General features: G+C 70.5%; 17 protein-coding genes. 10 read left to right on the top strand and 7 right to left on the bottom strand.

The features are described 5' to 3' along the window. Positions 1-149: 149 nt before the first annotated feature. On the bottom strand, positions 150-1,697 hold the full coding sequence (dacB, locus tag OHA68_RS03955; protein ID WP_327106398.1) for a D-alanyl-D-alanine carboxypeptidase/D-alanyl-D-alanine endopeptidase: 1,548 nt from the start codon (positions 1,695-1,697) through the stop codon (positions 150-152). Between the two features lie 85 nt (positions 1,698-1,782). After that, entirely contained in the window at positions 1,783-2,349 is a 567-nt protein-coding gene (locus OHA68_RS03950; protein WP_189136545.1) for a DUF1707 and FHA domain-containing protein, read from the bottom strand. 88 nt (positions 2,350-2,437) lie between these two features. Between OHA68_RS03950 and OHA68_RS03945 the strand changes: the two genes are divergently transcribed. Genes OHA68_RS03945 through OHA68_RS03935 form a run of 3 tightly spaced genes read left to right on the top strand, consistent with a single transcriptional unit; the run spans position 2,438 to position 6,170 of the window. Beyond that, a complete protein-coding gene (locus tag OHA68_RS03945; protein WP_327106397.1) occupies positions 2,438-2,950 on the top strand; it encodes a PadR family transcriptional regulator in 513 nt (170 codons plus the stop codon). After that, on the top strand, positions 2,947-3,627 hold the full coding sequence (locus OHA68_RS03940) for an ABC transporter ATP-binding protein (protein ID WP_327106396.1): 681 nt from the start codon (positions 2,947-2,949) through the stop codon (positions 3,625-3,627). The genes OHA68_RS03945 and OHA68_RS03940 overlap by 4 nt, the downstream gene beginning before the upstream one ends. Next, complete coding sequence (locus tag OHA68_RS03935; protein ID WP_327106395.1) at positions 3,624-6,170, top strand: FtsX-like permease family protein; 2,547 nt, start codon at positions 3,624-3,626, stop codon at positions 6,168-6,170. Before OHA68_RS03940 ends, OHA68_RS03935 begins: the two co-directional genes overlap by 4 nt. Here the strand turns inward: OHA68_RS03935 and OHA68_RS03930 are convergent. Both OHA68_RS03930 and OHA68_RS03925 read right to left on the bottom strand, forming a co-directional pair. After that, a complete protein-coding gene (locus OHA68_RS03930) occupies positions 6,130-7,500 on the bottom strand; it encodes an MFS transporter (RefSeq protein ID WP_189136549.1) in 1,371 nt (456 codons plus the stop codon). The two genes, OHA68_RS03935 and OHA68_RS03930, sit on opposite strands and share 41 nt — an antisense overlap. A gap of 113 nt (positions 7,501-7,613) precedes the next feature. Then, entirely contained in the window at positions 7,614-8,468 is an 855-nt protein-coding gene (locus OHA68_RS03925) for a hypothetical protein (protein ID WP_189136550.1), read from the bottom strand. A gap of 243 nt (positions 8,469-8,711) precedes the next feature. Here OHA68_RS03925 and serA point away from each other — a divergent pair, with 243 nt between their 5' ends. Then, positions 8,712-10,301 carry a phosphoglycerate dehydrogenase gene (gene serA, locus OHA68_RS03920; protein WP_327106394.1) on the top strand — a complete coding sequence of 530 codons (1,590 nt, stop codon included), beginning with the start codon at positions 8,712-8,714 and terminating at the stop codon, positions 10,299-10,301. Between the two features lie 390 nt (positions 10,302-10,691). On the opposite strand, the gene OHA68_RS03915 is transcribed toward serA, so the two are convergent. Beyond that, positions 10,692-11,507: a class I SAM-dependent methyltransferase gene (locus tag OHA68_RS03915; RefSeq protein ID WP_327106393.1), complete on the bottom strand. Its 816-nt coding sequence runs from the start codon at positions 11,505-11,507 to the stop codon at positions 10,692-10,694. A 94-nt stretch (positions 11,508-11,601) separates the two neighbouring features. Here OHA68_RS03915 and OHA68_RS03910 point away from each other — a divergent pair, with 94 nt between their 5' ends. From OHA68_RS03910 to OHA68_RS03900, 3 genes are all read left to right on the top strand, one after another. Next, on the top strand, positions 11,602-12,648 hold the full coding sequence (locus OHA68_RS03910) for a 3-isopropylmalate dehydrogenase (protein WP_327106392.1): 1,047 nt from the start codon (positions 11,602-11,604) through the stop codon (positions 12,646-12,648). Positions 12,649-12,819: 171 nt separating this feature from the next. Beyond that, positions 12,820-13,917 carry a branched-chain amino acid aminotransferase gene (locus tag OHA68_RS03905; RefSeq protein WP_327106391.1) on the top strand — a complete coding sequence of 366 codons (1,098 nt, stop codon included), beginning with the start codon at positions 12,820-12,822 and terminating at the stop codon, positions 13,915-13,917. Positions 13,918-14,056: 139 nt separating this feature from the next. Further along, entirely contained in the window at positions 14,057-14,602 is a 546-nt protein-coding gene (locus tag OHA68_RS03900; protein WP_327106390.1) for a Uma2 family endonuclease, read from the top strand. Positions 14,603-14,606: 4 nt separating this feature from the next. Here OHA68_RS03900 and OHA68_RS03895 read toward each other — a convergent pair whose 3' ends face one another. Continuing rightward, positions 14,607-15,263: an O-methyltransferase gene (locus OHA68_RS03895; protein WP_327106389.1), complete on the bottom strand. Its 657-nt coding sequence runs from the start codon at positions 15,261-15,263 to the stop codon at positions 14,607-14,609. Positions 15,264-15,410: 147 nt separating this feature from the next. On the opposite strand from OHA68_RS03895, the gene OHA68_RS03890 reads away from it, so the two are divergent. After that, the gene (locus OHA68_RS03890; RefSeq protein ID WP_327106388.1) at positions 15,411-16,049 is read left to right on the top strand and encodes a DsbA family protein; all 639 of its coding nucleotides are present in this window, start codon (positions 15,411-15,413) and stop codon (positions 16,047-16,049) included. 198 nt (positions 16,050-16,247) lie between these two features. Further along, the gene (cimA, locus tag OHA68_RS03885) at positions 16,248-17,825 is read left to right on the top strand and encodes a citramalate synthase (protein ID WP_327106387.1); all 1,578 of its coding nucleotides are present in this window, start codon (positions 16,248-16,250) and stop codon (positions 17,823-17,825) included. 3 nt (positions 17,826-17,828) lie between these two features. On the opposite strand, the gene OHA68_RS03880 is transcribed toward cimA, so the two are convergent. Further along, positions 17,829-18,263, bottom strand: a complete 435-nt coding sequence (locus OHA68_RS03880) for a DoxX family protein (RefSeq protein ID WP_327106386.1) — start codon at positions 18,261-18,263, stop codon at positions 17,829-17,831. Positions 18,264-18,617: 354 nt separating this feature from the next. Here OHA68_RS03880 and OHA68_RS03875 point away from each other — a divergent pair, with 354 nt between their 5' ends. Beyond that, on the top strand, positions 18,618-19,811 hold the full coding sequence (locus OHA68_RS03875; RefSeq protein WP_327106385.1) for an RNA-guided endonuclease InsQ/TnpB family protein: 1,194 nt from the start codon (positions 18,618-18,620) through the stop codon (positions 19,809-19,811). Positions 19,812-19,834 lie beyond the last annotated feature (23 nt).

Raw genomic sequence — 19,834 nt, 5'->3', positions numbered from 1 at the left:
TGTGTCCCAATCGTAACAAAGATCGCAGCTACCTTGGTAAACCTCAAAGAAGATCTATGCGTCTAAGGCCCAACAAAAGGGGCGCGCCGCGTGGAGAACCACGCGGCGCGCCCCCGTCAGCGGCGTTCTAACAAGGCATCAGCGGCCTTCTAACACTGCACCGGCTTGAGCCAGGAGCACTCCAGATCGCCCGGCTGCTCGGCGCTGGCGGCGCGCCGCCGGTCGGCGGCGTCGTTCACCGCGGCGGCCCTGGTGAACTGCGCCAGGCGGATCGCGATCTTGTCCTCGATGTCCTTGGGCGAGCCCGACAGATACTGGTTCAGCATGATGGAGAAGACCAGCGGCTCCCCGTCGGCGCTGGTGACGTACCCCGACAGTGCCGTGGCGCCGGTCAGCGAGCCCGTCTTGGCGCGCACGTTGTCGGCCGCGGCCGTGTCCCGCATCCGGCTGCGCAGGGTGCCGCCCACGAACCGGTCCTGGTTGCCCGCGATCGGCAGCGCGTCGTACCAGGTCTGGAACCACGGCTTGGCGCGCACCGCGGTCAGCAGGCGCGCGATCGAGGCGGGCGTGAAGCCGTCGCGGCGGGACAGTCCCGAGCCGTCCCGTATGTTCAGCACCTCGACGCCGTTGGCCTTGGCGAAGTCGGTGCTCACCTTGAGGCCGGCGGCCCAGGTGCCCTGGCCGGTGACCTTGCGGCCCATGGCCTTGGTGAGGATCTCGGCGTGGATGTTGTTGCTCAGTTTCATGAACGGCACCAGCAGCTCGCTCAGCGGCATCGACTCGCGTGCCGCCAGCTCCTTGGCGTCCTTCGGCGCCGCGCCGGTCACCGTCTTGCCGAGCACCTTCACGCCGTGCCCGGCCAGCGCCTTGCGGAACAGCGAGGAGGCGTACGCCGTCGGGTCGTCCACGGCCACCCACTCGGAGTACGAGGAGGCCACCGTGCCGCTGATGACCACCGTCGCGGTGCCGTGCTGCCGCTCGATGAGGACGTTGTTCGAGGCGCCGACCGTCGCCCTGTTGACGATCTTGAGGTAGTCGCTCTCCGGTGTGGTCGACACCTTGAGCTTGCCGCCGTCGGCCGCGACCGACACGATCACCGAGCCGGCGTCGTAGTCGCGGTCGGGCGAGGCGGTCAGGGCGGAGATCGGGGCCGCGTAGTAGGCCGTCTCGTCGTCCCACGCCCAGTCCTGGCCGAGGCGTACCGAGTCGAACCAGGTGTCGTCGGCGACCAGCTTGCCGGTCACCACCTTGACGCCCGCCTTGGCCACCTGGGCGGCCAGCGCGTCGTAGTCCTCGGCCAGCATCGTGGGGTCGCCGGTGCCGCGCAGCACCAGGTCGCCGTTGACCACGGAGCCGAGCTTGCGCCCGCTGTGCAGCACGGTGGTGGCGAAGCGGTAGTCGAGGCCGAGCGTCTCGACGGCCGCCGCGGAGGTGAACAGCTTGGTGTTGGAGGCGGGGATCATGAGCTTGCCGGCGTCGGTCGCGTACAGCTCCTCGCCGGACTCCGCGCTCCTGACGACCACGCCCGCCCGGCCGATGGTCAGCCGGGAGTCGGCGAGGATCTGGTTGAGGTCCTGGGTCAGGTCGGCGACGCCCGGCGAGGGGTCGAGCGCGATGGCGGGGGAGGACGGGCCGGACGACCACGCGAGGGCCGCGACGAGCGCGCCCGCGACGAGGGACGCTGAGGTGCGCCGCATGGGATCTCCAAAGGGGGATGCGACTGGGGTCGCCTGGATCATCGGCCAGCGCAGACGCCCTGTAATCCGCAAATATCCGTATCTTTCAGGTTGACGGCAGGTCCGAGCCGATCAGGAATCCGCAGTCACCGAAGGAGATCTCGTCGCCCGACCTGACCTTGGCGGGCCCGACCAGCCGCCAGCCGTTCAGCCGGGTGCCGTTGAGCGAGCCCAGATCGACCAGTGTCCACCCGCTGCCGTCAGTGTCGCGCCGCAGCTCGGCGTGCACCCGGGAGACCGTCAGATCCGCGAGTACGAGATCACAGGCGGACCCGCGACCGACCACGTAACGGCTGCGATCGTCGTTGGGCAGGGCCAGCCGGGGCAGCCGGGGCTTGCGCCAGGCGGCCTGGAGGTTGGAGGTGACGTCGGCGGCGGCGGAGACCACGCCGGTCAGCATGCCGGTCAGCCGCCGGCGGAACGTCGGGCGGCGCGGCAGGTCGGCGACGAGCGCGTCGAGCTCGTACTGGTTGCGGGCGCGCAGCGCCTGATCCACGCGGCCGACGAAGGTGTCGTGGGAGAGCCGGCCCTCGACCGCGCGATCCCGGAGCTCGTCGATCGCACGGTCACGCTCACCGTCGGAGGCGCGGAACGGCGGCTGCGTCGAGCTCATCTCCCGAGTATCGGCCTGAAGAGCGTTCCCTGTCCAGAATACGCGGATCTGTTGCTAAGAGCATACTGAGTATGCATACTCAGTATCCATGTCGATCAGACACGGACTGCTCGCGTTGCTGAGCAGAGGACCGCGCTACGGCTACCAACTACGGGTGGAGTTCGAGGCGTCCACAGGGGCGACCTGGCCGCTGAACATCGGCCAGGTCTACACGACGCTCTCGCGGATGGAGCGGGACGGCTTGGTGGCGCCGGGGGGCGCCGACGAGCAGGGCCGGGCCGTCTACGCGATCACCGAGGAGGGGCGGCGGGAGCTGGCGCGATGGTTCGCCACACCGGTGGACCAGGCGGCCCGCCCCCGTGACGAGCTGGTCATCAAGGTCGCCATGGCCGTGGCGGCGGATGACGTGGACGTCGCGGCGGTGATCCTGGCCCAGCGGATGGCCATCATGCGCACCCTTCAGGAGCTGACCAGGGCCAAGCGGAACAGCACCGAGGACGCCGGCCGGCGGCTGGTCCTCGATTCGATGATTTTCAAGGCCGAGGCGGAACAGCGCTGGCTGGACCACTGCGAGGCCGTCGTCAAGGAGAAGAGCGCATGACTGTGGTGGAACTACGGGACGTGACCCGGGAGCACGGCGAGGTGCGGGCGCTCAACGGAGTGAGCCTGGAGGTGTCCCGGGGCGAACTGGTGGCGGTGATGGGCCCTTCGGGCTCGGGCAAGTCCACCCTGCTCAACCTGGCGGGCGGGCTGGACCGGCCCACCTCGGGCAGCGTGACGATCGAGGGCCGGGACCTCGCCACCGTCAAGGACCTCGCCGCGCTCAGGCGCGGCGGCGTCGGCTACGTCTTCCAGGACCTCAACCTGATCCCGTCGCTGACGGCCGCCGAGAACGTCATGCTGCCCAGGGAGCTCGACGGCGTGCGCGCCGGGCGGGCCCGCGAGGAGGCCGAGGCCGTCCTGCGCGAGGTGGGCGCCGACGACGTCGCCGGCCGTTTCCCCGGGGACCTGTCCGGTGGGCAGCGCCAGCGGGTGGCGATCGCCAGGGCGCTGGTCGGCGAGCGGCGTCTGCTGCTGGCCGACGAGCCGACCGGCGCGCTGGACACGGCGACCGGAGACGAGATCCTGCGGCTGCTGCGCGAGCGCTGCGACGCGGGCGTGGCCGTGCTGCTGGTCACCCACGAGCCCCGCTACGCCGCCTGGGCCGACCGCGTGGTCTACCTGCGCGACGGCCAGATCGCCGACTCGACCGCGGTACGGCTGGAGAGCGCCCGATGAGCGCCCTGGTCGCCGCCCTGCGGATCGCGCGCAGGGACGCGCTGCGCGCCAAGGGGCGCAGCGCCCTCATCATGGCCATGATCGGCCTGCCGGTGCTGGTCATCACGGGCCTGCTCACCGGCTTCGCCACGGCCGGCGTGAGCCCGGCGGAGCAGGTGACCGCCCGGCTCGGCGCGGCCGACGCCAGGATAGCCACCAGCGAAGTCCGCGGGCCGATCGCCCAGACCACTCTTGGGTATGGCGTCAGCAGGGAACCGACCGCCCGTTCGGACAGGCCGAGGACGGCGGCAGAGGTGACCGCGGTGCTCGACGGCCGGCTCATCCCCTACGACGTCGGCAGCGTGGAGGTCCGCCGCCCCGACGGCTACGACGTGGTGAGCGCGATAGAGCTGGACCTGCGCGACCCCATGACGCGCGGCATCCGCCCGCTGGTCCAGGGCCGCTTCCCCGCCTCGCCCGGCGAGGTGGCGGTGACGCCCGAGATGATCGAGCGAGGTGTACGGCTCGGCGGGACGATCAGTGTGACGCCGCAGGAGCGTCAGGTCCGGGTGGTGGGCGTGGTCGAGCACCCGCACAACCTCAGGCACAAGGAGGTCGTGGGCTTCCAGAACGTGCTGCTGCTGGACAAGCGGGACGGGCGGGGCACCGGCTGGCTCGCGGACACCCCCGCGCCGGTCCTGTGGCAGGACGTGCTGCGGCTGAACGGCGTCGGGCTCACGGCCGCCTCCCGTGCGGTGCTGGCCGACCCGCCGCCGACGATCGATTTCCCGGGATTCGACGCGGCCACTGACCCCCGGATGCTGACCACCATCGCGGCGGGCGTCGTGCTCGCCGTCCTGGAGACGGTCCTGCTGGCCGGTCCCGCCTTCGCCGTGGGGCTCCGGCGCAGACGCCGGGAGCTGGCGCTGATCGCGGCACAGGGCGGCTCCGGCGCGCACCTGCGAGCGATCGTGCTGGCCGACGGGCTGGTGCTCGGCGGCGCGGCGACGCTGCTCGGCGCCGTGCTCGGCACCGGCGGCGCGCTCGTGGCCGTGCCGATCCTGGCCCGCTGGACCGGAGGGTACGGCCCGCCCGAGGTGCCCTGGCTCCCGGTGCTCGGCGCCGCCGCCCTGGGCCTGCTCAGCGCGGTGATCGCCGCCCTGGTCCCCGCCGTCCAGGCCGCCCGGCAGCATCCCGCCCAGGTGCTGGCGGGACGTGAGAGCGAGCAGGGACGACGCCGCGCGGGCCGCCCGATCCTCGGCCTCCTGCTGATCACGGCAGGGCTCTGCGTGACGGCGCTCAGCCTGGACGACAGCGGTCCGACGATCCTGGTGGGCGGCGTGCTCGTCGTGTTCGGGCTGGTCGCCGTCATGCCCTGGCTGGTGCAGGCCGCCGGACGGCTCGCCGCCCGGCTCCCGCTCCCGCTCCGGCTCTCCGTGCGCGACGCCGCCCGCCACCGGGTCCGTACGGCCTGCGCCGCGGCAGCGGTCATGGCCGCCACCATGGGGGCGATCTCGCTGGGCATCGGCGCCGAGAGCCAGGATGCCGCGTTCAAGGCGAGCTACCGGCCGAAGGTGCCGACCGGCACCCTCACCATCACCGCCCGGAGCGTCGACGATCGCGGCTGGGCCGACCTGCGCGCCGCGGCCACGAAGGCGTTGCCCGGCGTCTCCCTGATCTCCGGGCAGCGGGCACTCACCCGCGACGGCCGGCCCGTCACGCCCGTGCTGGTGCCGCAGGGCTGCCATGGCCAGTGCGGCGTCGCCGTCGACTCGCCCATCGGGGACGCCGGACTGCTCGCCCTCGTTCAGGGCCGGGCCGACCCCCGCGCCGCGGCGGCGCTGGCGGAGGGCAGGGCGGTCGTGTTCGACGACAGGATGGTCAAGGACGGCACGCTGACCGTCGAGCTGTCGTCGGAGGAGCCGGAACGCAGGTCGCTCCGGATCCCCGCGGTGACGGTCACGGCGGCCGACCCACGGCAGATCGGCGCCGTGCTCCCGCCGGAAGCCTTCACCGAGGCGGGGTTCAAGCTGGCGGAGCGCCGCCTGTACGCGGCGCACCGGCCCGCCGACCTGCCGCTGCTGGAGCGGCGGCTCAGCGTGGCCACCGGCAAGGCGGACGTCCACCTGGAAAGCGGCCCCGGCGACCCGTCCACCCCGCTCTTCCCGACCCTGCTCGGCGTCGCGCTGGTCCTGGGGCTCGGCGGCACCTTCGCCGCCACCGGGCTGGCGGCCGCCGACATGCGGCGCGATCTCGACACCGTGTCGGCGGTCGGCGCGCCGCCACGGGTGCGCCGGCTCATCGTGGCGGCGCAGGCGGGCTTCGTCGCCGGGCTCGGCACCCTGGTCGGCGCCGTCGCGGGCGGTGTCATGGGGACCGCGGCCAGTTGGCCGATGTCCCGGCACGCCCGCACGTCGGGCGGCCCCCTGGACTACGACGCCCTCTTCGTCGCCGTTCCCTGGTCGTTCACCGCCGCGATCGTGGTGGGCCTGCCGCTGCTGGCGGCGCTGGTGGCCGGGCTGGTCACGCGGGCGCGTCCGACGCTGACCCGGCGACTGGCGTAGGGACCGTCAGCCGGTACTTCAGCGTCATCAGCACCGACAGCAGGATGATCAGCGCGGGGACCGCGGTCTGTCCGATGAGGACCGCGGTCACCGCGCTGTCCGGCTGCGCGACCGGCGTGTCCGGCTCGGAGGAGATGAAGCCGCCGATCGTCAGGATGGTCCCGAAGACCAGCGCGCCGAAGGCGCTGACCCCGCTCTCGATCGCCGTCCACAACCCGGTGAACACCCCGGCCCGCCGTTTGCCGGTCGTCGCCGCGTCCACCGCGATCACGTCCGCCAGCATCGAGAACTGCAGCAGCTGCACCCCGGCGATCCCGGTCCCGACCAGCAGGATCGCGACGTGGGCGTACCAGCCGCCGAAGATCGGCGTGGCCAGGGCCGCCGCCGTGCCGCCGCTGAACATCAGCGCGGCCAGGATCATCGCGCCGCGCTTGTCGAACCGCTTGGACAGCCGCACCCACAGCGGCATCGTCAGCAGCATGGGCCCGACCAGCGCGGCGAAGAGCGTCGTGGTGGCCCTGGGGTCACCGATGGTGTAGGCGGCGAAGTACGGCGCGGCGGCCAGCATCATGGCGACCGCCAGTTGCTGGGTGCAGCTGAGCACCAGCAGCCAGACGAACGCCGGGTTGCTCCTGGCGGCGGCGAACTGGGCACGCAGACCGCCGTTGTCGGGCTGGGGCGCGCCGGTCATCGGGGCTCGGGCCGTACCGAAGAAGGAGCCGAACATGGAGGCCGCCAGGACGACGGCGATGACCACCGCCATCAGGCGGTAGCTGTCCAGCGTGCCGTTGGGGCCGTCGCTGTTGACCAGGGCCGGGGCCGCGATGCCGCTGATCGCCGTGGCCGCGCCGATGAAGATCATGCGCCACTGCAGCAGCGAGGTCCGCTCGTGGTAGTCGCCGGTCATCTCGGCCGGCATCGTCTTGTACGGCACCTCGAACAGGGCGTAGGCCGTGGCGGCGGCCAGGAAGCAGGCGCCCACGTACAGGGCGGCCGGGGTGCCGGTCAGCGGCGGGCCGGCGAACACCAGGAAGAACGTGATCGGCAGGGTGGCCGCGCCGGCCAGCATCCACGGGCGTCTGGGGCCCATCCGCGACACCGTCCGGTCCGACCAGCGGCCGACCAGCGGGTTGATCACCAGGTCCCAGACCTTGGGCGCCGTCACGACCACCCCGGCCAGCCACGCGGGCACGGCCAGGAAGTTGGTCATGTAGTAGAGCAGCAGCAGGCCGGGGACGGCCCCGAAGGTGGCGGTGCAGAAGGAGCCGAGGCCGTAACCGAGGCGCACGCCCCGGGAAACGGTGGGCAAGGTCGCGGCCGGTGCGGTCATTGGCTCATTCAAGCCGACCAAGGGCTTGTTCGGTAAGCCCCAAAAAGCCCGGTTCGGTCAGTAGCTTATGTTCGCGCAGGCGACGTCAGTAGCTCACGTTCGCGCGGACGACGTCAGTCGCTCACGTTCGCGCAGACGACGTGCGCGCCGATCTCGATCATCCGGCGCTCACTGCGCGAGTCCGCGACCCTGGCCATGAGGATCGGCGCCCCGCTCGCCGCGAACTGCGGCAGCCTGGCCCGGGCCCCGCGATGCAGGTCGCGCACCACGTCCTCGGCCGCCGACATGTGCACCTTCACGTGCAGCATGATCCCGGTCGCGCCCGACGCCGTGCGGGCCTCGGAGATCCACACGTGGTGCACCAGCGGGTAGTCCATGAGCAACTGCGCGATCGCCTGCCGCAGGGCGGGCAGGATCGGATGCGTGCACCGCCGGTAGCCGGGGTCCACCTGCTGCATAGGACCCGACAGGTGCGGGCGCGGCGCCGGGATCCAGGGCATCGCCGGCGCCTCGGGGGACGGCGGCGCCACCTGGGCGAGCGGGCCGCCCCGCGAGATCGTCGCCATCGCCCCCGTCGCGTAGGCGGCGGGGACGGCCCCGGACATGACCGGAGTCGGTCCCGACCGGGTGGAGGTGAGGAACCGCTGGAGATCCTCGATGGGGACGGCGGCCGCGGCGGGACCGGCGGCGTCGATCACGATCTCTCGCACGCCGGTGACGCGCTGGATGTCCAGGACGGTGTCCGGGTCGCACGCAGACAGGGAATGGCTGCCACGGTGACGGGCATACGTCACCGTGCTGGTGTACCCGAGAAGCACTCGGTCACCGGCCTGTGTCGTCCCCAGGACGACTGATCGGTCTGGTCGCACGGCCACCAGGACTCCACCGTCAGCGAGAGCCGCCAGCAGACGGTGCGGACCGCCGTGCTGGGCGAGCACGTCGGCAAGCGCAGGATTCCCGATGCTCATATGACGAACCATAGGTAGTTGGCCACGGCTTAGCAGGTTAATGGGGAATAAATCTCCCGATCAAGACAAAGACGGGAGCAGTGTGGATGATTTTCCGCCGAAGGGGGTACGACGCGGCGCCGGGGCGTCTCAGATGCTGGGTCCTTCGTGAATGCGTTCACAAGCCCGGATAGACTCTGTGGGACCGGAGGGGCCCGTCGCCGTGCCCCTCACACTCGCCGCACGCTCGAAGGATTCACACTCGTGAACAAGCCCGTCGTTCTGGTCGCAGAGGAGCTGTCCGAAGCAGGCCTCGCCGTGCTCGGCGCCGATTTCGAAGTCCGCCACACCGACGGCGCCGACCGTTCCCAGCTGCTGCCCGCGCTCGCCGGCGTGGACGCGCTGATCGTCCGCTCCGCCACCCAGGTGGACGCCGAGGCGCTGGCCGCCGCGCCCAAGCTGCGGGTCGTCGCCCGCGCCGGGGTCGGCCTCGACAACGTCGACGTCGAAGCGGCCACCAAGGCAGGCGTCATGGTGGTCAACGCCCCGACGTCCAACATCACCAGCGCCGCCGAGCAGACCATCGCGCTCATCCTGGCCAGCGCCCGCAACACCGCGCAGGCCCACGCCGCCCTGAAGAACGGCGAGTGGAAGCGGTCCAAGTACACCGGGGTCGAGCTCGACGAGAAGGTCGTCGGCATCCTCGGCCTCGGCAAGATCGGCCAGCTCGTGGCCCAGCGGCTGCAGCCGTTCGGCGTCGAGCTGATCGCCTACGACCCCTACCTGCCGCCGGCCCGCGCCGCGCAGATGGGCGTCAAGCTGCTCAGCCTCGAAGAGGTGCTCAAGCAGGCCGACTTCATCACCGTGCACCTGCCCAAGTCCAAGGAGACCCTCGGGCTCATCGGTGACAAGGAGCTGCACGAGGTCAAGCCCTCGGTGCGGATCATCAACGTGGCCCGCGGCGGCATCGTGGACGAGGGCGCCCTCTACTCGGCGATCAAGGAAGGCCGTGTCGCCGGCGCCGGCCTGGACGTGTTCGCCAAGGAGCCCTGCACCGACAGCCCGCTGTTCGAGTTGGACCAGGTCGTCGCTACCCCGCACCTGGGCGCTTCGACGCACGAGGCCCAGGAGAAGGCCGGCACCCAGGTCGCCAGGAGCGTGAAGCTGGCGCTGGCGGGCGAGTTCGTGCCCGACGCCGTCAACGTCCAGGGCGGCGCCGTGGCCGAGGACGTCAAGCCCGGCCTGCCGCTGGCCGAGAAGCTGGGGCGGGTCTTCACCGCGCTGGCCGGCGAGGTGGCCACCAAGCTCGACATCGAGGTGCGCGGCGAGATCGCCGCGCACGACGTGCGGGTGCTGGAGCTGGCCGCGCTCAAGGGCGTCTTCACCGACGTGGTGGAGGACTCCGTCACCTACGTCAACGCGCCGCTGCTGGCCAAGGACCGGGGCGTCACCGTCGACCTGGTGACCAGCGCCGACAGCCCCGACTGGCGCAACGTCATCACCGTGCGCGGCGTCCTGGCCGACGGCCGGCACGTCTCGGTGTCCGGCACGCTCTCCGGCCCTCGCCAGATCACCAAGATCGTCGAGGTGAACGGCTACGAGATGGAGATCGAGCCGACCGCCCACCTGTCGTTCCTCACCTACACCGACCGCCCCGGCGTCGTCGGCATCGTGGGCAGGATCCTCGGCGAGCGGAGCATCAACATCGCCTCCATGCAGGTGTCCCGCGACGTCAAGGGCGGCAAGGCGCTCATGGCGCTGACCGTCGACTCGGCGATCCCGGCCGACGTGCTGGAGCAGATCGGTGCCGAGATCGGTGCCGAGTCCGGCCGTTCGGTGGACCTGGAGGACTGATTCCGCGGCAGCCGGTTTGTCTCAGGATGCGAGATGCTCGGACATCCAACGAGACAGTCCGGTTGCCGCCAGGTAATCTGACGAACGATGCGCCAGGTTCTCGTACTCATTACCTGCCGCGGCGGGGCCTGTTAGGGCAGGTCGGCGACCCGCCGCGGTGAGCGGCGTTCCGTCGGCCGGTAAGTCCCCTTCGAGTGGTCCGTGATCCGGACCCCGAGAGCAGGCCTGGTCGGATTCGCGACCGGGATCCGACTTCACGTTCCGACGCCTCGCGAAATGAGCTGAGCACATGTACGAGATGTATCCCTGGAGTCGCGCCGACGAGCATGAGGACGAGGCGGCCCAGGCGCTGCAGGAGGCGCTGGACCGCCGCGACAACGGCGGCGCCCCTCAGAACCCCAGCCGGTAGAACGCCGCCGCCTTCGCCATCCCGGGCACCGCTCTCATCAGCCGGGCCGCCACTCGATAGCCCGTCGGCAGGCCGGGGCCCGTGAGATCGAGCGCGCTGAGCATGGTCGCGGACCGGAGCTTCGGGTGGATGGACAGCAGGTCCTGCGGTCCGTCGATGGCCCAGTGCATCTTCGCGTGCGCCTCGCGTACCGGCTTGTTGAACACCTGCAGTCGCAGGCCGAGCCCGCTCATGGCGTCGAAGACGAACTCCCCGCCGGCGAACCGGTCCACGATCCGCCGGACGAGCTCGCGGCCGCGGGCCGCGTCGAGGTAGTAGAACAGGCCCTCGGCGACCACGAGCACCTGCCGGCCGTCGCCCGGCACCTGGTCCAGCCAGGCCAGGTCGGTGACCGACGAGCCGATCGTGGTGTGGCCGGGGAGCTCGGGGAGCAGGCGCCGGCGCAGGTCGACGACCTCCGGATAGTCGACGTCGTACCAGTCGGTGCCGGGTGGCCGGTCCAGCCGGTGCGCGCGGGTGTCCAGCCCGCAGCCCAGATGCAGCACGACGGCGTCGGGGTGCGCGGTCAGGAACTCGGTGGCCCACCCGTCGATCAGGCGGGCCCGGAACGCGACCGAGGCGGCGCTGCGCCGGGTGATGCCGGTCCTGGCGAAGTCGTGGTCGATCCGCTCGACCACCTGGGCGGCCAGCGTGTCGCCCAGGATCGGATGGGGTGAGCGGGCGTCCAGGGCTCTGCCGTACAGGGTGGCGAGAAGGGTGGCCTTCTCCTCGGTGAGATGGACTTTCTCGGCTGCCATGCGCGCCACGCTACGCTTGTCGCAGCAGGAACGACACGTCCGAATTGTGAGATCGAGTGTTCGTCAGCCGAGACGAGCAGGTAGGGTTGCACCCATGGAGTCGCGCAACATTCGTCTGGCCGTCATCCCCGGTGATGGCATCGGCACCGAGGTCGTGGCCGAAGGTCTCAAGGTCCTCGAAGCTGTCGGGACCAAGATCGAAGCCACCCACTACGACCTGGGAGCCGCCCGCTATCACCGCACCGGCGAGACGCTGCCCGACGCCGTTCTCCAGGAACTGCGCGGTTATGACGCGATCCTGCTCGGCGCCGTTGGCGACCCCAGCGTCCCGCCGGGCATCCTGGAGCGTGACCTGCTGCTGCGCATCCGCTTCGAGTTCGACCACTACGTCAACCTGCGACCGGTCAAGCTCTTCCCCGGCGTGCGGACGCCCCTCGCCGACACCCCGGCGGAGGACATCGACATGATCGTCGTCCGCGAGGGCACCGAGGGCCTCTACGCCGGCACCGGTGGCGTCATGCGGCGCGGCACCCCCTACGAGATCGCCACCCAGGAGTCGCTCAACACCGCGCACGGCGTCGAGCGCGTGGTGCGCTACGCCTTCGACAAGGCGATGTCGCGCCCCCGCAAGAAGCTGACCCTGGTCCACAAGACCAACGTGCTGACCTACGCGGGCGACCTCTGGCAGCGCACCGTCAACCGGGTGGCCGAGGAGTTCCCCGAGGTCACCACCGACTACAGCCACATCGACGCCGCCTCGATGTTCTTCGTGAGCCAGCCCGAGCGGTTCGACGTCGTCGTCACCGACAACCTGTTCGGCGACATCATCACCGACCTGGGCGCCGCCATCGCCGGTGGCATCGGCCTGGCCGCCAGCGGCAACATCAACCCCGAGGGCACCTCGCCCAGCATGTTCGAGCCGGTGCACGGCAGCGCGCCGGACATCGCCGGGCAGGGCAAGGCCGACCCGACCGCCACCGTCCTGTCGGTCGCCATGCTGCTCGACCACCTGGGCCTGGCCGCCGAGGCCGCCCAGGTCGAGCAGGCCGTCGCCGACGACATCGTCGAGCGGCAGGCGGGCAGGGCCGGTCGCACCACCCACGAGATCGGCGACGACATCGCCGCGCGAGTATCGAGCTAGGGCCGCCCCGAGCTCAGCAAGCGCCTGGCGGTCCGCGAGCGGACCCGCCAGGCGCTTTTTCACGTCTAAAAGGTCAAAACACCCTTGCTATCCCAAATGACGAGACAATAGGAAGTACGGGCTGCCCTTACGGCAGTACCGGCCGGAACCGCAGAGAGAAGGACCGTCGTCATGACCATCGCTCAGAAGCTCAGCTTCGACGTGCAGCTATCCGACCACGCTCGCACCGCGGCCGAGCGGGAGCAGGTAATGGCGAATCCGGGGTTCGGCCAGGTCTTCACCGACCACATGATCACCATCGACTACACCGAGGGCGAGGGCTGGCACGACGCGCGCCTGCGCCCCTACGGCCCGCTCTCGCTCGACCCCGCCACTTCGGTCTTCCACTACGGCCAGGAGCTCTTCGAGGGTCTCAAGGCCTACCGCCAGGGCAACGGCTCCATCGTCGCCTTCCGTCCCTACGCCAACGCCGCTCGCTTCAACCGCTCGGCCGTCCGGATGGCCATGCCCGAGCTGCCCGAGGAGACCTTCGTCGAGTCGCTCGACCTCCTCGTCCGCACCGAGCAGGACTGGGTGCCCACCACCGAAGGCCACAGCCTCTACCTGCGCCCCTTCATCATCGCCACCCAGATCGGGCTCGGCGTCAACTACCCGTCGCGGACCTACACCTACCTGGTCATCGCCTCGCCGGCGGCCTCCTACTTCGCCGGCGGCGTCAAGCCCGTCTCCGTCTGGCTGTCCACCGAGTACACCCGCGCGGCCCCCGGCGGCACCGGCGCGGCCAAGTGCGGCGGCAACTACGCCGCGGCCTTCGTCGCCCAGCGCGAGGCCGTCGAGCAGGGCTGCGACCAGGTGGTCTGGCTGGACGCGCACGAGCACCGCTACGTCGAGGAGATGGGCGGGATGAACCTGTTCTTCGTCTTCGGCGACAAGCTCGTCACCCCGGCGCTGACCGGGACCCTGCTGCCCGGCATCACCCGCGACTCCATCCTCGCCCTGGCCGCCGACCTGGGCCTGGAGACGGAGGAGCGCCTCATCAGCACCGACGAGTGGCAGGCCGGCTGCGAGTCGGGCGAGCTCACCGAGGTGTTCGCCTGCGGCACGGCGGCGGTCGTCACCCCGGTCGGCTCGGTCAAGGGCGCCGACCGCGCCTGGACCGTCGGCGACGGCACCCCGGGCCCGGTGACCATGCGCGTGCGCGAGGAGCTGGTCGGCATCCAGTACGGCGCCCGCCCGGACACCCACAACTGGATCCACAAGATCGTTTAACGGACCGAGGCGCCGGGCGGCCGACACAAGCCACCCGGCGCCACCCACCCGCTACTTCCGGCCCTCCGGAGGTTGCCGTCCTCGCGGGCCGATGATTACGATCAGTCGGAGATCGCTCGCGCACGGTGAGGACAATGGTGTGATCAGGCCTGTGGAGGAGCGTTACCGTACGGTCCGTGAGCTGTTTCCTGAGCTTCGGACCGAGGTGTTCAACGGCCGCATCGTGGTGAACGACACCGGCACCTGGCAGCACAACACGATCCTGGCGCAGGTGCTCTTCCAGCTCATGCCCGTGGTCGCCGAGCGCGGGTGGGAGATCTGGCCGAACATCACGATCTTCCTCGGCGCCGAGGCCGACCGCTACGTGCCCGATCTGGCGGTGGTGCCGCAGCGGCCGGTGATGGAGTCGGACGAGGCGGTGCGCGGCGACAGCACCCTGCTGCTCGTGGACGTGGTGGCCGCCGGCGGCGCCTACGACGTCCACGTGGTCAAGCCGCTGGGCTACGCGCCCGCGGGCGTCCCGCTCTACCTGGTGATCGACCCGTTCCAGCGGCTCGTCAAGCTTTACAGCGAGCCCGGCCGGGACGGCTACACCAGGGAGACGGTCGAGCCGGTGGGCGCCCCGCTGACCCTGCCCGCCCCGTGGGACCACCCGCTGGACACCGGCCGACTGCTGTGCGTCTAGCTCCCTACGACAGATCCGGATTTTTCCTGATCATGGTGAGTCCGTCCGCGAGCGGCAGGATGACCACGGTGACCCGGGGATCCTCCGCCACCAGATCGTTGAACTCCCGCATCCGCACCGTCGGGGCGTCGTCGCGGTCCGGGTCGGCCACGTGGCCGGTCCACAGCGTGTTGTCCACCATGAGCAGCCCACCGGGCCGCAGCTTGCCGACCAGCAGCTCGTAGTAGGCCGGGTAGCCGGGCTTGTCGGCGTCCAGGAACGCCAGGTCGATGGGCTGGTCGAAGGCGCTGAGCGTGTCCTGGGCGGGCCCCAGTGTGAGCGTGACGCGGTCGGCGAGCCCGGCCTTGTGCCAGTAGCGCCGCGCGATGGACGTCCACTCCTCGCTCACGTCGAAGCAGTGCAGCGTGCCGCCCGACAGGCCACGCGCGATGCACACCGACGAGTAGCCGGTGAACGTGCCCACCTCCACCGCCACCCGCGGCGCGACCAGCTGGGTGATCATGGTGAGGAAGGTCCCCTGGTCGGCCGAGATCTGCATCTCGGCGCTCTCGCCGGTCGCCGCGGCCGTCTCGGCCGCGAGCTCCGCCAGCAGCGGATCGGGCCGGGTGGAGTGATCGAGGATGTAGCGAGCCACGGACTGAGTCAGAACGTACGCTTTCATGAGGCCATTGTGAGTCAGTCGACGATCCGGCTCGGCCCGCGGGAGGGTCCGGCGGCTTCCCGCGTAGCCGGTGGAACGCCTTGTTGTCATGGTCCGGTAAGGTCACGGCGATGATCGGGCAACGGGCGGGGCGGGATGATGAAGAGGATGGCGGCCATCGTGGTCGCCTGCGCGGCGCTGGTCGTGCTCGCTGTGGTGACGTTCTCCGGGCCCGGCCGGTCCGCGCCGGGGGAGGTCCGGCTGACGCGCCAGCCCGACGGGTCCATGGTGCTGGCCGACCGGGGCAGCCAGGCGCCCGTGCTCGATCTGTACGAGGACTTCGACTGTCCTGTCTGTAAGGACATGCACGCCCGGGTGGACCCGACGATCGCGCGGCTGGCCAGGGAGGGGAAGGTCAAGGTGGTCTTCCACGCGGTGACGATCTTCCGGGACGAGCCGATGCGGTCCAACTCCATCCGCGCCGCCGCGGCGGCCCGCTGCATGCCCGAGGCCAACTGGCTGGCCTTCAGGAACGAGCTGTACGCCCTCCAGCCGGCGCCGCACGGCGTGGCCTCCGGCTTCACCGTAGGGGAGCTGGCCGCGGCGGCCAAGAAGGCCGGGGCGCCGGCGGCCGAGCAGTGCGTGACCGCGCAGTCGTACGCCGGGACGCACCTGGCGGAGAACGCGAAGATCCGGATCGAGGGCACGCCCACGCTGGTGCTCGACGGCCGGATGCTGGGCGGGGAGGCGTTCGACCCGGCCGCGCTGGAGCAGGCCATCACGGGTGGCGACGGAGTCACGGTATGACCAAGAGACCGTCCAGAGGGTGAGATCGATGTGCCAGACGGTCAGTGACTGTGGCAGACTCGCAAGCACCATGTTCTACGGTCTGCTCATTATCGGCAGGCGCGCTGGCTAACGCAGGGACACCGCCAGCGCGCAGACCTCTCACGTCCGTGAGGGGTCTTTTTGTTTTCCCGAAGAGACGAACAAGAGAGAAGAACCATGGCCGACGACCGCTTCCACGTCTATGACACGACGCTGCGTGACGGAGCACAGCAGGAGGGGCTCAACCTCACCGTGGCTGACAAGCTCACCGTCGCGCGCCACCTGGACGGGCTGGGCGTCGGTTTCATCGAGGGGGGCTGGCCCGGCGCCAACCCCAAGGACACAGAGTTCTTCAGGCGCGCTCAAACAGAGCTCGACCTGAAGCACGCGCAACTCGCCGCGTTCGGTGCGACCCGCCGAGCAGGGGTGAAGGCAGCCGACGACCCGTTGGTGGCCGCGTTGCGCGAATCCGGCGCGCCGGTCGTGACCCTTGTCGCCAAGAGTCACGACCGGCACGTGGAGCTGGCCCTCCGCACGACTCTCCAGGAGAACCTCGCGATGATCCGCGACACGGTCTCTCACCTTCGTGCGGAGGGACAGCGAGTCTTCCTCGACGCCGAGCACTTCTTCGACGGTTATCGGTCCAATCCAGCCTACGCGCTGGAAGTCATCCGCACCGCTGCCGAGGCGGGCGCCGACGTCATCGCGCTGTGCGACACCAACGGCGGCATGCTGCCCGAGGAGCTGGCCGAGATCGTGGGCCAGGCCGTCGAGACCAGCGTCCGGGTCGGCATCCACTGCCACGACGACACCGGCTGCGCGGTCGCCAACACGCTGGCCGCGGTCCGGGCGGGCGCGACGCACGTCCAGGGCTGCGCCAACGGCTACGGCGAGCGCTCCGGCAACGCCAACCTGTTCACCGTGGTCGCCAACCTGCAGCTCAAGCGCGGGTTCGACCTGGTGCCGAGCCAGGCGCTCGCCGACATGACCCGCATCGCGCACGCGATCACCGAGGTCACCAACGTCACTCCCAACTCGCACGCGCCCTATGTGGGCACCTCGGCGTTCGCGCACAAGGCGGGTCTGCACGCCAGCGCCATCAAGGTGGACCCCAACCTCTACCAGCACATCGACCCGGCCGCGGTCGGCAACGACATGCGCATGCTGGTCTCCGACATGGCCGGCCGGGCGTCGGTCGAGCTCAAGGGCCGCGAGCTGGGCTACGAGCTCGACGCCGCCCACACCAAGACGCTGGTCGAGCGGGTCAAGGACCTGGAGTCCAAGGGGTTCACGTTCGAGGCCGCGGACGCCTCCTTCGAGCTGCTGCTGCGTGACACCGTCCACGGGGAGCGCAGGCGCCACTTCGAGGTCGAGTCGTGGCGGGTGATCGTCGAGCACACCAAGGGAGGCGAGCTCGTCAGTGAGGCCACGGTCAAGCTGCACACCAAGGGTGAGCGGATCGTCGCCACCGGCGAGGGCAACGGCCCGGTCAACGCCCTGGACAAGGCGGTGCGGCTGGCGCTGGAGCGGCTCTACCCGGAGCTGGCCAGGGTGGAGCTCGTTGACTACAAGGTCCGCATCCTGGAGGGCACCCACGGCACCGGCGCCATCACCCGGGTGCTCATCACCTCCAGCGACGACGCGTCCGACTGGGCCACGGTCGGCGTCGCCGAGAACATCATCGACGCCTCCTGGCAGGCGCTGGAGCAGGCCGTCACGTACGGCCTGCTCCGGGCGGGCCACGAGCCCGCCTAGCGGTTACGGGCTGACGGGATCCGGCGCGAGCTGGGCGCGGCGGCGGCCGAGCAGGCCGTCGACCGCCCACGCGCCGGGTCCCAGGACCGCGATCAGCAGGAAGGCCCAGCAGTACATCGCCGCCAGCTCGCCGCCGTTGCGCAGCGGGAGCAGGTGGAGCGGCTGATGGACGACGAAGTAGGCGTACGCCATCGTGCCGGAGGCCAGCGTGGCCGCGACTCGGGTGAACAGGCCGCTCAGCACGAGCAGGCCGCACATGAGCTGGATGAGCGCGGCCCACCAGCCGGGCCAGGCGGCGAACGCGACGGCCTGCCCGGTGCCGCGATTGCCGCCCAGCACACCGAACAGGGACGCCACGCCGTGCAGCGTGAAAAGGAACCCGGTCACCACGCGGAACAGCGCGAGCATCGGCTGCCCGATCCGGTCAAAATGGCGCATGAGGCCTCACCTTATTCCGGGGGGGATCAAGACGAGGCCAAGCGTGCGGACCGTTTCGGTCACCGTCAATCGGGGCTGCGGTCAATATCGCCGATAGCGATTCTGACGTGCGAGTTAACCGCTGAAAATACCAGCCGGTAAATTTCAGCGTGAACTGGCGTGGAACCCCGGGCGTTCACGCCAGGGAGGAAACGGCAGCGCGGGAGGGCCGCCAGGCCCGAGCGGTGCTGTGGCAGTTGGCCCCTGTGAGCGTGGCCCCTGTGTGCGGCTCGGCTGCGGATCTCTGGATGCGGTTTCCAGCGCGGTGGCCTGGCCCGGAGGGTAGTGTGTGCGTTTGTGAAACTGGTGGTGCAGGTGAGACTTCTGCCCACGCCTGAGCAGGCGGCGGCCTTGGAAGCGACCCTGCGCGCGGTCAACCGGGCCGCGAACGAGGTGTCTGAGATTGCGTTCGCCCGCAAGATCCATGCGGGGCGTGACCTGCGCCGGGTGGTCTACGGTCAGGTCCGGGCCGCCTTCGGCTTGGGGTCCCAGCCCGCCCAGCACACGATCAAGAAGGTCGCCGATGCCTACACCGCCCTGCGGGCCAATCTGCGTAACGGCACCTACGGCCCGGCCAACTCGCCGCGCAGGCTCAAAGCGGAATCGAAACCGATCAGCTTCCGCCCGCTGGCGGCCCAGCCGTTCGACGACCGCTGCCTGTCCTGGGACCACGACGCGCAGACGATCTCGATCTGGACGAGCAGCGGCCGGGCAAAGAATGTGGCGTTCACCGGCTCGGCCGGCCAGCTGGCGCGGCTGCGCGAGCACCGCCGCGGCGAGTCCGATCTGCTGTCCCGTGACGGCATGTGGTTCCTGCTGGCCACCATCGAGATCCCCGATCCGCCGCTCCGCGAGCCCGCCGGGTTCCTCGGCGTCGATCTGGGCATCGCCAACATCGCCACCACCTGCCCCGCCACACCTCCCGCCGCAGCCGCCACCGCAACTCCCGCCGCGGGTGCCGGGCTGGGCGCGGCCCGCTACAGCGGCGCGAAACTGAACGCGGTCCGCCACCGCCACCGGGAGCTGCGCCGCCGGTTGCAGGCCAAAGCCACCAAGTCCGCCCAACGCCTGTTGAAGAAGCGCCGCCGCAAAGAAGCGCGGTTCGCCGCCGACACCAACCATGTGATCGCCAAACGCATCGTGACCGAGGCCCAGCGCACCGGCCACGGGATCGCCCTGGAAGACCTCCAGAGCATCCGTGACCGGGTACGGCTCCGCAAGCCCCAGCGGGTCACCCTGCACTCATGGAGTTTCCACCAACTCGGCGGCTTCATCACCTACAAGGCCAGGCGGGCCGGGGTCGCCGTGATCCACGTCGACCCGGCCTACACCAGCCGGCAGTGCTCGGCCTGCGGGCACACCGACCGCCACAACCGGCCCAGCCAGGCCACTTTCTCCTGCACGTCGTGCGGCTTCGCTGAGCACGCCGACGTCAACGCGGCCCGCAACATCGCCACCCGCGGCGTCGCGGACTGGGCAGTGAGTCACGCTGCCGACGACGCGGCCTGAACCGTCGAATCCATCGACGGCGA

It is taken from the genome of Nonomuraea glycinis, assembly GCF_035920485.1.
GTDB lineage: Bacteria > Actinomycetota > Actinomycetes > Streptosporangiales > Streptosporangiaceae > Nonomuraea > Nonomuraea glycinis.
This window is presented reverse-complemented; position numbering and strand designations above follow the sequence as displayed.

Bases quoted from the DNA above. Each gene is read 5' to 3' on its own strand.
- OHA68_RS03935 (WP_327106395.1), top strand. From the start codon at position 3,624: ATGAGCGCCCTGGTCGCCGCCCTGCGGATCGCGCGCAGGGACGCGCTG.
- OHA68_RS03880 (WP_327106386.1), bottom strand. From the start codon at position 18,263: ATGCGCCATTTTGACCGGATCGGGCAGCCGATGCTCGCGCTGTTCCGC.
- OHA68_RS03895 (WP_327106389.1), bottom strand. From the start codon at position 15,263: ATGAAAGCGTACGTTCTGACTCAGTCCGTGGCTCGCTACATCCTCGAT.
- OHA68_RS03915 (WP_327106393.1), bottom strand. From the start codon at position 11,507: ATGGCAGCCGAGAAAGTCCATCTCACCGAGGAGAAGGCCACCCTTCTC.
- dacB (WP_327106398.1), bottom strand. From the start codon at position 1,697: ATGCGGCGCACCTCAGCGTCCCTCGTCGCGGGCGCGCTCGTCGCGGCC.
- OHA68_RS03930 (WP_189136549.1), bottom strand. From the start codon at position 7,500: ATGACCGCACCGGCCGCGACCTTGCCCACCGTTTCCCGGGGCGTGCGC.
- cimA (WP_327106387.1), top strand. From the start codon at position 16,248: ATGGCCGACGACCGCTTCCACGTCTATGACACGACGCTGCGTGACGGA.
- OHA68_RS03905 (WP_327106391.1), top strand. From the start codon at position 12,820: ATGACCATCGCTCAGAAGCTCAGCTTCGACGTGCAGCTATCCGACCAC.
- OHA68_RS03950 (WP_189136545.1), bottom strand. From the start codon at position 2,349: ATGAGCTCGACGCAGCCGCCGTTCCGCGCCTCCGACGGTGAGCGTGAC.
- OHA68_RS03940 (WP_327106396.1), top strand. From the start codon at position 2,947: ATGACTGTGGTGGAACTACGGGACGTGACCCGGGAGCACGGCGAGGTG.
- OHA68_RS03945 (WP_327106397.1), top strand. From the start codon at position 2,438: ATGTCGATCAGACACGGACTGCTCGCGTTGCTGAGCAGAGGACCGCGC.
- OHA68_RS03890 (WP_327106388.1), top strand. From the start codon at position 15,411: ATGGCGGCCATCGTGGTCGCCTGCGCGGCGCTGGTCGTGCTCGCTGTG.
- OHA68_RS03925 (WP_189136550.1), bottom strand. From the start codon at position 8,468: ATGAGCATCGGGAATCCTGCGCTTGCCGACGTGCTCGCCCAGCACGGC.
- OHA68_RS03910 (WP_327106392.1), top strand. From the start codon at position 11,602: ATGGAGTCGCGCAACATTCGTCTGGCCGTCATCCCCGGTGATGGCATC.